The following is a 12961-nucleotide window of genomic DNA, read 5'->3' on the forward strand; positions in this document are numbered from 1 at the left end:
CAATTAAATTTTTCGACACATGAAAAAAAGATTTTTTTTGGCAGCTTCCATGCTGCTTGCGACAGTCGGGGCTTTCGCCCAGGGTAACGGTATCGGCGGGATTACGGAAGCCACCAACATGGTCACTTCCTACTTCGATCCGGGTACCAAGTTGATTTACGCCGTCGGAGCTGTCATCGGCCTGATCGGAGGAGTTAAGGTATACTCCAAGTTCTCGTCAGGCGACCCCGACACGAGCAAGACGGCCGCCAGCTGGTTTGGCGCCTGTATTTTTTTGATTGTCGCCGCGACTATCCTGCGCTCGTTCTTCCTCTAAAGTTGCAGCCTCATGGAAAAATACAATCTGATTCTGTCGGATCCGCCCTGGAAACAGACGAAAGGCGGAATCCGTAAATGCCGGCCTTTGCAGGGCAGGAAGTTGGATTACCCGACACTGGCCATGTCCGAAATCAAGGATATCCATGCCGGATTTATGGACCAGGCCGTGAATGACCATCTGTTCTTTCTGTGGACCATCGACAAATTCCTGCATGAAAGTGAGAGCATGATGGCAGAACTGGGCTATCGTCTGCACGCCCGTCTGGTCTGGAATAAAGGAAACGGAATTGCCCCCTGCTTCTCAGTGCGTTTTTCGCACGAATACCTCCTGTTTTTTTATCACGGGAAGTTCACTCCGGTGGCTTTGGATGCAAGAGGTTCCATAACGACGGTATTCGAGGAAAAGGCTGCCGGGCACAGCCGGAAGCCGGAAATCAGTTACGGAATCATTGAACGCTTGTATCCGGATGCCCGGAAGCTGGAATTGTTCGCCCGCAGGCCGCGTACCGGCTGGGACATATGGGGGAATGAAGTGGACTGCACTGCATTTTTAGAAAAAACGGAATACCATGGCGAAATTTAGTATCAACAAGGGGATAGGCCGCAGTCCGGAATTCAAAGGGCTCAAAAGCCAGTACCTGTTCATCTTCGCAGGCGGGCTGCTCGCCCTGTTCGTGGTGTTCGTCATCATGTATATGGCGGGCATTGGCCAGTGGGTCTGCATCGGTTTCGGTGTCGTTTCCGCTTTGGTGCTTGTCTGGGCCACTTTCCGCATGAACACGAAGTACGGCGAATGGGGGCTTATGAAACTCCAAGCTCTGCGCAGCCATCCCCGCTACATCATCAACCGGAGGAAATTCCTTCGGTTGATTTCTCCAACCTCCAAAAAAAGAAAAGTATGAGAAACGTAATGAAAACAACTACGCTGGAAAGCAAGTTTCCGCTGCTGGCCGTGGAGCACGGATGCATCATCAGCAAGGACGCGGACGTCACCGTGGCCTACAGGGTGGAGCTGCCCGAACTCTTCACGCTCACGCAGGCGGAATACGAGGCCGTCCATTCGACATGGGCCAAGGCGGTCAAGGTGCTGCCGAACTACAGCATCGTTCACAAGCAGGACTTCTTCATCGAGGAAAGCTACCGTCCCGATATCTGCAAGGATGACCTGAGTTTTCTCAGCCGCAGTTTCGAGCGGCATTTCAACGAGCGACCGTATTTGCAGCACACCTGCTACCTGTTCCTTACCAAAACGAGCAGGGAACGCAGCCGCACGACGAGCAGTTACAACGCCCTCACGCGGAGCTTCATCATTCCGAAGGAGATGACGGACAAGGAGACCGTCACCCGTTTCATGGAGTGCTGCGAACAGTTCGAGCGCATCGTCAACGACAGCGGCCTGCTCCGCATGGTACGCCTGACGGACGGGGAGATTACCGGGACGGACACCTCGGCGGGAATCATCGAGAAGTATTTCTCGCTCTCGCAGGAGGACACCGCCTGCTTGCAGGACCTGACACTCGGTACCGGGGAGATGAGGATAGGCGACAACTACCTCTGCCTGCACACCCTTTCCGACCCGGAAGACCTGCCCTCGAATGTCACCACGGACTGCCGTTACGAACGGCTCTCCACCGACCGCAGCGACTGCCGGCTCTCCTTCGCCGCGCCGATAGGCATCCTGCTCACGTGCAACCATGTCGTGAACCAGTACCTCTTCATCGACGATTCGGCGGAGAACCTGCGCAAGTTCGAGCAGACGGCGAGGAACATGCACTCGCTTTCCCGTTACAGCCGTTCCAACCAGATTAACCGCGAGTGGATCGAGGAATACCTGAACGAGGCGCACAGCAAGGGGCTGACCTCCATCCGCGCGCACTGCAATGTCATGGCATGGAGCGATGACCGGGAGAAGCTGAAGCGTGTCAAGAACGATGTCGGCAGCCAGCTGGCATTGATGGAGGCCAAGCCGCGCCATAACACGGTGGACGTGCCGACCCTGTTCTGGGCGGCCATACCCGGCAATGCGGGTGATTTCCCGTTCGAGGAGAGTTTTTACACCTTCATCGAGCAGGCATTGTGCCTGTTCATCGGGGAAACCTCCTACAAGGATTCGCTTTCGCCTTTCGGTATCCGCATGGTGGACCGGCTGACGGGCAAGCCCGTCCATCTGGACATTTCCGACCTGCCGATGAGGAACGGTACGATTACCAACCGCAACAAATTCATCCTCGGACCCTCCGGCTCCGGCAAGTCATTCTTCACCAACCACATGGTGCGCCAATATTATGAACAGGGGACCCACGTGCTTCTGGTGGATACCGGCAATTCCTATCAGGGACTGTGCAACCTTATCCATGCCCGGACGCACGGCGAGGACGGCATCTACTTCACCTACGAGGAGAATAACCCGATAGCCTTCAATCCTTTCTACGTGGAGGACGGGGTGTTCGATATTGAGAAAAAGGAATCCATCAAGACGCTTATCCTCACCCTTTGGAAACGTGACGACGAGCCGCCGACACGTGCCGAAGAGGTGGCGCTTTCCAATGCCGTGAACCTCTTTTTGGAGAATATCCGCAAGGACAGGAGCATCAGGCCCTCGTTCAATAGTTTTTACGAATTCATCCGTGACGAGTACCAGGACATCCTGAAAGCAAAGCGCACCCGCGAGAAGGATTTCGACGTGTTCAACTTTCTCAATGTGCTTGAACCTTACTATCGTGGAGGCGAGTATGACTACCTGCTCAATTCCGACAAACAGCTTGATTTGCTTGGTAAACGGTTCATTGTCTTCGAGTTGGACAATATCAAGGACAACAAGGTCTTGTTTCCGATTGTAACCATTATCATCATGGAAACCTTCATTAACAAAATGAGGAAGTTGAAGGGAATCCGCAAGATGATACTGCTGGAAGAAGCATGGAAAGCCATCAGCAAGGAGGGCATGGCGGAATATCTGCGGTATCTCTTCAAGACGGTCCGAAAATTCTTCGGCGAGGCTGTCGTCGTCACGCAAGAGATCGAGGATATCGTCTCGTCACCGATTGTCAAGGGGACCATCATCAACAACAGCGATTGTAAGATTCTTCTTGACCAACGGAAATATGTCAACAAGTTCGATGAGATACAGGCGTTGCTCGGCCTGACCGATAAGGAGCGGGCGCAGATACTTTCCATCAACATGGCGAACAACCCTTCCCGAAAATACAAGGAAGTCTGGATCGGTCTGGGCGGTACACAATCAGCGGTCTATGCCACGGAGGTATCGCTTGAGGAGTACTATTGCTACACGACCGAGGAGAGCGAGAAACTTGAACTCATGCGGCTTGCAGAAAAGCTGGGCGGCAACATAGAGCTTGCAATAAGGCAGCTCGCAGAGAGCAAACGTAACAGTAAGTAACATTCAAAAATCAAGAAAGACATGAAATTTACCGAATGGATAAGACATCGGATTGTCGGTCGCTTCCGGGAACCGGACTACCGGGAATTGCAGGAGATTGCTCAAAAAGCCAAGCGTCTTGCCAGTGTGTACAATCACGGGGAACTTGTAAAGCTTATCCGGGAGTACAGTCATTCGGAAAAAGCTATTGAACAGATCGCCCTGCTGATAGCGAAATCCGAACCCTTCGATTCTCCCACATCAACGATGAAGAAGGAATCCGTGGATATGATGGATGTATTGACGGATACTCCATTTATGGCGAAACACGGCTCTCAACTGACGGATATCCCACCACGGGAAGCCACATCAGTGCATGGTTTGCTCGCAATGTACACCGTTATGCGTGATTGGGGATGTACGAAATATCCGATGGATAGAATTGAACGCCCGCCACATAGTGAAGTAATGTCCGCAATAAGAATATTGGACTTCCAGAGAAAGGGCCGGGATGTATCTGAACTATGCGAACTCGCCTCACACAGCATGGTGCCATCGACCTACGTCAAGCTGCGCTATGGCATTGAGGACAAATGCAGTACCTATGAATGGCTCGAAAGCTATCTGATGGACAGGGATGACTGCTGCATTGAGCCTGATGTCAGGATGAACATTCCCCGTATAGAAGTCGAGATGTGCGCGGCGGCTGAAAAGGCGGTCGAGAATATCCCCGGAGTCCGTCTACCGGACTTCTATCTTGAGGGACTTGACCGGGAGCTTGACAAATTGGGGCGTATCGCCGTGTCACCGGATGCTTCAAACGACCTTATCAATGTGCAACCGGATTTTCTGATCAAATACGGTATTGACAAGACCGCAGCCCCGGAAGAACAATCCCGTCAGGCACAGAAAGCCTACAAAGAACTGGATGACAGATTAGTCCGGGTTACCAGCCGCAGACCGTATGCTGACGAGTTCTTCGCATCCCTCAGACACGGGAAAGAAAAAGTGGCAGAGGTAGACCGTCCGAGACCGGTACACAAGCCTATCCTCCGTAACCCGCCGTCCAAAGGGCGAAAAATGGGACTTTGACTTTCAACAGATTTTTATTCACCAATTAAAACAGAAACATCATGAAAAAGAAAATCCTCACGCTGTGTATGGGCTGTTTCTTCATCAGTCTCACAGCGAAAGCGCAATGGGTCGTGAGCGACCCCGGCAATCTTGCCCAGGGCATCATCAATGCCGCCAAGAACATCGTTCACACGTCTTCCACCGCAGGCAACATGCTCAATAATTTTCAGGAGACCGTGAAGATTTACAAGCAGGGCAAGGAATATTATGACGGCCTGCGCAAGGTCAAGAACCTTGTCCGCGACGCGCGCAAGGTGCAGCAGACCATCCTCATGGTCGGCGACATCACGGACATCTACGTGATTAATTTCGAGCGTATGCTGGGCGATCCCTATTTCACGGCGGAAGAGTTGAGTGCCATCGCGCTCGGTTACACGAAGCTGCTGGAGGAGAGCTCACACCTGCTGAACGACCTGAAGACGGTAGTCAACGAGAACGGGCTCTCGATGAACGACAAGGAACGGATGGATATCATCGACCGCTGCTATACCGACATGCTGCAATACCGTAGCTTGGTGCAGTATTATACGAACAAGAACATCGGTGTTTCCTATCTGAGAGCCAGGAAGCGGAACGACCTGGACCGCGTGATGGCCCTTTACGGCTCACCCAGCGAACGTTACTGGTAACCCCAATCCGATCCGCTTATGGTATTATTGGCAACAAATTTCGACAACCTGCATCAGATCCTGCAAAACCTCTACACGGATATGATGCCGCTATGCTCGCAGATGACGGGCGTGGCGAAAGGAATCGCGGGGCTGGGTGCCCTCTTCTACGTGGCCTACCGCGTATGGCAGTCATTGGCAAGGGCGGAACCCGTGGATGTCTTCCCGCTTCTCCGTCCGTTCGCCTTGGGACTCTGCATCATGTTTTTTCCGACCGTTGTGCTGGGCACGCTGAACAGTATCCTGTCACCCATCGTGAAAGGGACGCATACGATACTGGAATCGCAGACCTTCGACATGAACGAGTACCGGGCGCAGAAGGACAGGCTGGATATCGAGGCGATGAAGCGTAACCCCGAAACAGCCTACCTGGTCGATAAGGAGGCTTTCGACAACAAGCTGGACGAACTGGGTGCGCTGGATGCGATAGAGGCCTGCGGGATGTACGTGGACCGCGCGATGTACAACATGAAGAAGGCGGTGCAGAATTTCTTCCGTGAACTGCTGGAACTCATGTTCAACGCGGCGGCGCTTGTCATCGACACGCTCAGGACATTCTTCCTGGTCGTACTTTCGATACTGGGACCCGTCTCGTTCGCCATATCCTGCTGGGACGGCTTTCAAGCCTCTCTCAGCCAGTGGTTCGTCCGCTACATCAGTATTTACCTGTGGCTTCCGGTCAGTGACCTTTTCAGCAGCGTGCTGGCCAAGATACAGGTGTTGATGCTTCAGCAGGACATCGAGCAGCTTTCCGATCCGAATTTTATTCCGGACGGCTCGAACGGTGTTTACATCACTTTCCTGATTATCGGCATTATCGGGTATTTCACCATCCCGACAGTGGCGAACTGGATTGTACAGGCCGGAGGAGGCGCGGGCAACTACGGCAAGAACGTGACCCAGCTGGCGTCCAAGACCGGTTCCGTGGCGGCGGGCGCAGCCGGGGCGGCAATAGGCAATATAGCCGGAAGGCTTATCAAGAAGTAACCATCTTAAAAACAATTACAGAATGGAATTCAAATCATTAAAAAACATCGAGACCAGTTTCAGGCACCTGCGCCTGTTCGGTATCGTCTATCTCTGCGCGTGTACCCTGCTTGTGGGATTCTCCGTGTGGAAGGCATACGGCTTCGCCGAGGCGCAGAGGCAGAAAATCTATGTGCTGGATGAGGGGAAGTCTCTCATGCTGGCCCTTTCCCAGGACTTGGAACAGAACCGACCCGTGGAGGCCAGGGAGCATGTCCGGCGCTTCCACGAGCTGTTTTTCTCGCTCTCTCCCGACAAGGATGCAATCGAGGGCAATATCAGGCGGGCCATGTTCCTGAGCGACCGCTCCGCGTACTCCCATTACCGGGATTTGGCAGAGCAAGGCTACTACAATAGGATTATTTCCGGCAACATGAGCCAGCGTATCGGGATTGACAGCGTGAAATGTGATTTCAACGCCTACCCGTATGAGGTGGTGGCGTATGCCCGGCTTTCCATCATCAGGGAGAAGAGCGTGACGGAGCGCAGCCTCGTCACGCGGGGCAGGCTGCTCAACTCCACCCGCAGCGACAACAACCCACACGGCTTCATTCTCGAAGCCTTCCGCGTGGTGGAGAACAGGGATATAAGAGTGTATGACCGTTAAATTTTTGAATGTATGAGAAAGATGTTTATAAAAATCAGGGATTTGGCCGGAGAGAAATTGCGCGGCATCTGCGCCGGGCTGAGCCCTGAAAAGAGAATGATGACCATCGTCGTGATGGCAGTCCTGTTCGCTTTGGGGAATTTCTACATGATTTTCTGCGCCATATACGACATCGGACGCGAGGATGCAAAACGGGAGGTCATCGAGATAGCCCCGTTGGATATCCCGGACTTTGTCCCGGCGGACACACTTCCGGAGAGGAAAATCCGCGAGATGGAAGATTTTTTTAACCAATTCAACAAATGAAACAATGAGTAATGATGCGAACAAATTGAAACAAAGGCAGGAAATCAGGAAATACCTGGTTTTCGCCGGGATGTTCCTCCTGTTCATCGGCTGCATGTGGCTGATTTTCGCTCCCTCGAAGAAGGACAGGCAGGAGAAAGAGAAGAGTGCCGGGTTCAATTCCGAACTGCCCGACCCGAGAGGGGCGGGTATCGAGGCCGACAAGATTGCCGCCTACGAGCAGGCGGACATGAAACGCAGGCAGGCGGAGAAGATGCGCACGCTGGAGGATTTCTCCGCGCTTGCAGACGGGCACGGTCAGGACGAAGCTGCCGGGGCTGTCATGGAAATATCACCGGACAAGGAGCCTGAAAGCGGCGGCACGTCTTATCGTGGCAGTGGTAATGGCAGAAGCGAAGCCTTTTCCTCGTCCACATCCGCCTACAACGACATCAATGCCACACTCGGTAACTTTTACCAACAACCGGTGGAAGATCCTGAAAAGGAGGCGTTGAAAGCCGAGGTGGAGCAGTTGCGGCAGGAAGCGGCGCGACAACAGCCCGCGCAGATGACCTACGATGACCAAGTGGCGTTGTTGGAGAAATCATACGAGCTGGCTGCCAAATATATGCCCGGTGACGAATCCGCGAAGAAGGAAGAGGGTGAAACCAATAACCGGAAAGCGAAAGCCGTTCCCGTGGGGCAGGTTTCCACTCCGGTGGTCTCGTCGCTTCCGCAACCGGCCAGCGACTCCGTACTGCTGGCAAGGTTGGCGCGGGGCGGGAACTCCGGATTTCATACAGCGGTGGGGAAAACCGCAGACGGGCATACGAGGAACACCATCCGTGCCTGTGTGCATGGCGACCAGACCGTCACAAGCGGCCGGAGTGTAAGGCTGAGTGTAATTTGCAAATTTTCTTGTGCCTTTTTTTAGAAAAGTTAAATATGCCACAGAATACACCAGTAACTAAGGTTTCATAAGTTCGTTTCTCGTTTGAAAATCGTCTGCCTGTTTTCTAACCGGTAGCTACTACCGGTGAACTTGATGACTTCACATCGATAAAGCAGCCTGTCAAGCAGAGCGCTGGCAAGGATTTCATCATTCAATGTTTCTACCCATTCTGTAGGTGCCTTGTTGGTTGTAATGATGATGGATGTCTTCTCATGTAGGGTGTTTATCAGGTTGAAGAAGGCAGTTGCTTCCTCTCTTTTCACAGGAAACAGCATGATATCATCTATTGCCAGCAGCTGTGCGCGCAGAATCTTGTTATAAGTCATCATGGCCGGAGTTGAGATGTCTTTAAGTCTGAGACAATTTACGATATCCTCCATTGTCATCAGGTATGCCTTGTAACCGGCCTTGACCGCATCAAAGACAAGACCGGCTGCCAGAAATGTTTTTCCAGTCCCTGATGGTCCCATCAGGATCAGGTTATAAGCTTCACGGAGCCATACCAGTTCACGAAGCTCCTTCATCTGCCGGCGGTCTATGCCCTCATAAAAATTGTAGTCGTATTCGTCAAGATCATGTTTTCGGGGCAGACGTGCCGCAACAAGGCGTCTCTCGTAGTCTTTCCTCTCTTTCATCTCAACTTCGGTGCCTAATACCAGGGACAGGAATTCCGGGTAGGTCGGTTTTTCTTCCTGTGCATGATGCAGAATGCTGTCCATGCGGTTTGCAATGTTGTAAAGCCGCAGACGTTTGGCGTGTGCTTTCAATTTTTCACTTTGTATCATTCAAAAAACTTGTTATATTGGTTTATATCTGTTTTTTCAGGATGACAGTCCGCTGTTTCCGGAATGGATGTCGGAGCTTGGAAAGTCATCCCGTTCATATTGTCCTTACTCCTGTGAATTGAGCCGGATATTTCCTGCACGGAAAGGCTGTTGTATATGTTTTTTTCCAGACAGGTCCGCAGGGCTGCGATCACTGTTTCTTTGCCGTATTCGGATATAACATGAAGCAGCAGTTTCATATTGTCTCTGTAATAACGCGGCTTTTCCCTTTCCAGATTCCGGAGCCACAGAATAACGGTGGGGTCATCTTCCGTCCGCTTTCGGATCCGGACCTGCAAGTCATTCACACTCCGTGTCTTGTCCTTATGATGTCTTTTGTCACATACATTTTTCCCTTTTCCGGGACACAACTCATGCCTGCATATGAGTTTACCGCTCTCTTTGTCGTACAGCTCGATATGTCCGTTATTCTCAAGTAGCCATACAACGGTGTTCCGATTTTTATAGGTGCCGGAGGGCACGCTGTAGTAGTTGGTCCGGTACCGTACCGTATTGTCCTTGCGGACATGATACTCTTTCGGCTCGTCTTTGGGGGGCACCGGTTCTCCATAGTATGGCAACAGATATTTCCGTTCAATCTCAAATTCCTCAGCCGGAACCAGGCGTGTGGTTCCATGTATCTTGCCGTTTCCTGTTTTTTCCAGCCATTGCAGGACCTCGGTGTTAAGGACTTCCAGGCTGTTAAATGTCCGTCCGGCAAGAAAGTTACGCTTGACATATTTGACCACATTTTCCACTTTTCCCTTGCTTTCCGGATCAGCAGGACGGCAGAACACGGGCTGGAAATGCTGCTCGTTGACAAAGGCACGGAATGTTCTTGTCAATATGAGGTCACCCAGGTTTTCTCTGACCAGCAGGACTTTGTCCTGGTCATAGATTATCCTTCTTGGCTTCCCTCCGAAATATGCGAAAGCCAGTTCATGGGCATATACGGCCAGGGCTGATGTGAAAGGCGTACAGGAAAAATACACGAACTTCTGCCTGGAACGGCTCATCACCATGACAAAAAAATAAACTTTGACAAAGTCGTTCCTGTATGTGGGCATACGGCTTTCTCCGAAATCCATCTGGGCATATTCCCCGTAAGGGGTATCCGGCATTTTCTCATAAACACGTTTGGAAAGCCCCTCCTTGTCCAGATTATACTTACGACGTACAGTTTCCACAAAATTGTATACGGTTTTCCCGCAGACAACAGGAAGATCAGGATACTGTTCCTTCATCCAGTCATGAATCTGGGAGGCGGACAGGAACCTGTACTGGGAAAGAACGTCACAGACATAACTTTCGTATTTGTCAAGTATGCGGGGATATCGCCTGCGATGCTGCAATTTTGCAGTCAATGTGTCCTCATCCATTTTCAAGTACCGGCGCACCGTACTTCTATGCAGACCAAGCTGGAACGCAATCTGACTTTTGTTAAATCCTTTTGAATATAATTCTCTTATTTTGTACCACATGATGACTCTGTTGTTTGATTGGTATCTGCATGCGTCCTTAGTTCTGTCCATATCATTTATATTATTGAAACGCAAATATAGACATTTTTAGGAGGCATGATGGCATATTTCCTTTTTCTAAAAGGACATGGGGCAAAGATACGGATTACAACTCCATACCTGTCCGTATTAATATTTTAATGTTGTAATATTTTAATTTTAAAATATCAAACAATTTAAAAATTAAAATATTCTGATATTAAAATGTTTTTAAATTGAACCGTCAGCATTCCTTTGAAAAAAAGAATATCCATTGATTTTCCACATAAGATCAAGTGTGGGTTACAGAATTAGGTGTCTGATATTTTTGATGATAATATAACATGTATGGGTAAATAAATATCATAAAACAACACCTGCATGACTTCATGTACAGGTATTTATGACTAAAGTTTTAATATTTCAACATTTTGATATTTTAATGTTTTAATATTAAAACACTTTAATGTATTGACATTAAGTATTGGATGGATATATATATTGAATGGATATTAAAAAAAAGTGACACGGCAATTTAGAATGTATACCTATCGGATTCGTGGAAAAAGAGGACGATTCAAAATAATCCTGCCGCTTCTTTTTGTTCCTTCTTGACGCTACCAGGCATGTCCGGTTCTCCGCCATCATTTTCAGATTACCTATATTTTTATTCGTTCATGGACAGGAATGTTCATGCGCATTTCTATCGGCAACCCATAAGTATTGACTGTCAGGTATTGTTCATTTTCTTTTTTTCGGGAAGATTATGCACAGATATTGTACTTTTCTTGATTTTCAGAATCGGTTTAATAAAGTCTGCCGTATTGTCTTCCGGTTTGTCCACCGGCCACTTGCCGATAGCTTCCGAAGGAACCTCTTACAAAATGGCAATGCCAGTGCCTTTCCGGATTTCTCCGTGTCTTTCAAGACCTGAAATCCGGCGCACATCCGTATCTGCCATATGACCTTGCAGTTTGTTCCTGTATGGACATAATATATATCCGTTTTTCTGTCACATATTTTTTATATTCATTTCATTCCGCATGGTCTTTTCTCTTTTCTTTGGAAAGGGCCCTGCCCGAGAAATTCCATTTTTTCATCGAAAAAATAATAAGGAAGAGCAAGCAGGGTTCAGGCAAAGCCATGAACCAAATCACGCAGAGCCGTGATTGTCAATTGATTATGATTTTTTTGTAGACAAATAGTCTACTTTTTCTGTAGATTTTAGCTTTTTTATGTTGATAATCAAGTAATTGTATTGTCTATATAAAATCTACATATTTTTATATATAACTGATTGTCAGTTCTTTACAGTGTAGGCGAAAAATCTACAGAAAATAATATGGAGGCAGTACAAAAAGGTTGTGCTGGTCCGCCCTTACATTTGCAGAAAGATTCAAGATTATGCAAACAAAAATTACAAAAACCATTCGTGTATCCATAGATGTGAAACAGCATCTGGACGAAATGAAAGGAAGCGTGTCGGCCAGTGAATTCATTGAGACAATGCTGTCCTACTTTGAGCGGAATGGGGTGGATCCCCGAACATCAATCAACGGGAAGTTCAAGACACTGGAACTTCAGGGAATCGAACGGATCATCAAAATCATCCGTGCCATAGAAAAAGATAAGATTGACAAGCTGCTTCCTGCATCGGAAGCGCACAGTGATGATCTGCTGAAACAGGCAGACAAACAGGTCACCCAACTGAAAGCGGAAGTGGAACGCTTGAAAAAAGCAAGTGCTCCTGACGTGGTAGGTAGAAACAAATTGGGACAGGTTGTCAGGCTGCTGGAAAACGCTTTCGACCAGAAGAACTTCAAGAAGGCGGAAAAAGGAACAGATTATTTTGTCGCACCGGTTTATCTGGAAATGTTGTTATATAAAGTAAAGGAAATATGCTCATAAAACAGGTAATGGCCCGTCCTGTACCGGCTCATCCGAAGTGGAAATACAGTTTGAACAGAGAAAGTATGATATTTTTTTTTCACAAGAAAATATTATATGGCGCCAATGTGGTTTATGCGGAAGGCTGGCAACAATCAAAAAAAAGAATGGCATATTCTACCATATTTCCAGCAATCCTTTACAGAATGAAGTGTCCATATAGTCCGGCGAATTATCTGAAAGGGGATTATGAAGTTCGGGCTGTCACCATGAAGGAACAGAGGACGACAGGCGGTGAGTTGAAAAAAATGCAGTATCATACATGAATCTGTATTCAAGAAATTTCAATAGGAACCTTATGATTATTATCAGAACTAAATCC

At 49.1% G+C, this 12961-nt stretch carries 13 protein-coding genes and 1 pseudogene; 12 read left to right on the forward strand and 2 right to left on the reverse strand.

Annotation, left to right across the window (positions count from 1 at the left end):
• Positions 1 to 19 precede the first annotated feature (19 nt).
• The 10 genes and pseudogenes from GKD17_RS09765 to traM form a co-directional block, all read left to right on the forward strand.
• Positions 20 to 316: a DUF4134 domain-containing protein gene (locus tag GKD17_RS09765; RefSeq protein WP_007838721.1), complete on the forward strand. Its 297-nt coding sequence runs from the start codon at positions 20 to 22 to the stop codon at positions 314 to 316.
• 12 nt (positions 317 to 328) lie between these two features.
• Positions 329 to 901, forward strand: coding sequence for an MT-A70 family methyltransferase (locus tag GKD17_RS09770; RefSeq protein ID WP_007838723.1), 573 nt, complete (start codon positions 329 to 331; stop codon positions 899 to 901).
• A complete protein-coding gene (locus tag GKD17_RS09775) occupies positions 888 to 1220 on the forward strand; it encodes a DUF4133 domain-containing protein (RefSeq protein ID WP_007838725.1) in 333 nt (110 codons plus the stop codon). Before GKD17_RS09770 ends, GKD17_RS09775 begins: the two co-directional genes overlap by 14 nt.
• Complete coding sequence (locus tag GKD17_RS09780) at positions 1217 to 3718, forward strand: TraG family conjugative transposon ATPase (RefSeq protein ID WP_032936597.1); 2502 nt, start codon at positions 1217 to 1219, stop codon at positions 3716 to 3718. The genes GKD17_RS09775 and GKD17_RS09780 overlap by 4 nt, the downstream gene beginning before the upstream one ends.
• 21 nt (positions 3719 to 3739) lie before the next feature.
• Positions 3740 to 4789 (forward strand): hypothetical protein, encoded by a 1050-nt coding sequence (locus GKD17_RS09785; protein ID WP_007838729.1) that lies wholly within the window; start codon positions 3740 to 3742, stop codon positions 4787 to 4789.
• A 41-nt stretch (positions 4790 to 4830) separates the two neighbouring features.
• Positions 4831 to 5460: a DUF4141 domain-containing protein gene (locus tag GKD17_RS09790; RefSeq protein WP_007838730.1), complete on the forward strand. Its 630-nt coding sequence runs from the start codon at positions 4831 to 4833 to the stop codon at positions 5458 to 5460.
• A gap of 18 nt (positions 5461 to 5478) precedes the next feature.
• Positions 5479 to 6486, forward strand: coding sequence for a conjugative transposon protein TraJ (gene traJ / locus GKD17_RS09795; protein ID WP_007838731.1), 1008 nt, complete (start codon positions 5479 to 5481; stop codon positions 6484 to 6486).
• A gap of 22 nt (positions 6487 to 6508) precedes the next feature.
• On the forward strand, positions 6509 to 7132 hold the full coding sequence (gene traK, locus GKD17_RS09800; protein ID WP_080549554.1) for a conjugative transposon protein TraK: 624 nt from the start codon (positions 6509 to 6511) through the stop codon (positions 7130 to 7132).
• A 12-nt stretch (positions 7133 to 7144) separates the two neighbouring features.
• Positions 7145 to 7438: a TraL conjugative transposon family protein gene (locus tag GKD17_RS09805; protein WP_007838733.1), complete on the forward strand. Its 294-nt coding sequence runs from the start codon at positions 7145 to 7147 to the stop codon at positions 7436 to 7438.
• Between the two features lie 4 nt (positions 7439 to 7442).
• Positions 7443 to 8324, forward strand: a pseudogene (gene traM, locus GKD17_RS09810) (conjugative transposon protein TraM); the annotation flags it as partial.
• Between the two features lie 68 nt (positions 8325 to 8392).
• Here the strand turns inward: traM and istB are convergent.
• Together istB and istA are read right to left on the reverse strand one after the other, a co-directional pair.
• Positions 8393 to 9154, reverse strand: coding sequence for an IS21-like element helper ATPase IstB (gene istB / locus GKD17_RS09815; RefSeq protein WP_008656196.1), 762 nt, complete (start codon positions 9152 to 9154; stop codon positions 8393 to 8395).
• Positions 9151 to 10725: an IS21 family transposase gene (istA, locus tag GKD17_RS09820; RefSeq protein ID WP_008656195.1), complete on the reverse strand. Its 1575-nt coding sequence runs from the start codon at positions 10723 to 10725 to the stop codon at positions 9151 to 9153. Before istA ends, istB begins: the two co-directional genes overlap by 4 nt.
• 1371 nt (positions 10726 to 12096) lie before the next feature.
• On the opposite strand from istA, the gene GKD17_RS09825 reads away from it, so the two are divergent.
• Together GKD17_RS09825 and GKD17_RS23225 are read left to right on the forward strand one after the other, a co-directional pair.
• A complete protein-coding gene (locus GKD17_RS09825; protein ID WP_007838746.1) occupies positions 12097 to 12600 on the forward strand; it encodes a BfmA/BtgA family mobilization protein in 504 nt (167 codons plus the stop codon).
• A complete protein-coding gene (locus GKD17_RS23225) occupies positions 12591 to 12905 on the forward strand; it encodes a hypothetical protein (protein ID WP_008781655.1) in 315 nt (104 codons plus the stop codon). Before GKD17_RS09825 ends, GKD17_RS23225 begins: the two co-directional genes overlap by 10 nt.
• The last annotated feature ends 56 nt before the right edge of the window (positions 12906 to 12961 follow it).

This window comes from Phocaeicola dorei, assembly GCF_013009555.1.
In the GTDB taxonomy this organism is placed as follows: Bacteria; Bacteroidota; Bacteroidia; order Bacteroidales; family Bacteroidaceae; genus Phocaeicola; species Phocaeicola dorei.

What these genes read in the sequence shown, in the direction of transcription:
- GKD17_RS09765 (WP_007838721.1), top strand. Translation starts at nt 20, where the DNA reads ATGAAAAAAAGATTTTTTTTGGCAGCTTCCATGCTGCTTGCGACAGTC.
- GKD17_RS09770 (WP_007838723.1), top strand. Translation starts at nt 329, where the DNA reads ATGGAAAAATACAATCTGATTCTGTCGGATCCGCCCTGGAAACAGACG.
- GKD17_RS09775 (WP_007838725.1), top strand. Translation starts at nt 888, where the DNA reads ATGGCGAAATTTAGTATCAACAAGGGGATAGGCCGCAGTCCGGAATTC.
- GKD17_RS09780 (WP_032936597.1), top strand. Translation starts at nt 1,217, where the DNA reads ATGAGAAACGTAATGAAAACAACTACGCTGGAAAGCAAGTTTCCGCTG.
- GKD17_RS09785 (WP_007838729.1), top strand. Translation starts at nt 3,740, where the DNA reads ATGAAATTTACCGAATGGATAAGACATCGGATTGTCGGTCGCTTCCGG.
- GKD17_RS09790 (WP_007838730.1), top strand. Translation starts at nt 4,831, where the DNA reads ATGAAAAAGAAAATCCTCACGCTGTGTATGGGCTGTTTCTTCATCAGT.
- traJ (WP_007838731.1), top strand. Translation starts at nt 5,479, where the DNA reads ATGGTATTATTGGCAACAAATTTCGACAACCTGCATCAGATCCTGCAA.
- traK (WP_080549554.1), top strand. Translation starts at nt 6,509, where the DNA reads ATGGAATTCAAATCATTAAAAAACATCGAGACCAGTTTCAGGCACCTG.
- GKD17_RS09805 (WP_007838733.1), top strand. Translation starts at nt 7,145, where the DNA reads ATGAGAAAGATGTTTATAAAAATCAGGGATTTGGCCGGAGAGAAATTG.
- istB (WP_008656196.1), bottom strand. Translation starts at nt 9,154, where the DNA reads ATGATACAAAGTGAAAAATTGAAAGCACACGCCAAACGTCTGCGGCTT.
- istA (WP_008656195.1), bottom strand. Translation starts at nt 10,725, where the DNA reads ATGGACAGAACTAAGGACGCATGCAGATACCAATCAAACAACAGAGTC.
- GKD17_RS09825 (WP_007838746.1), top strand. Translation starts at nt 12,097, where the DNA reads ATGCAAACAAAAATTACAAAAACCATTCGTGTATCCATAGATGTGAAA.
- GKD17_RS23225 (WP_008781655.1), top strand. Translation starts at nt 12,591, where the DNA reads ATGCTCATAAAACAGGTAATGGCCCGTCCTGTACCGGCTCATCCGAAG.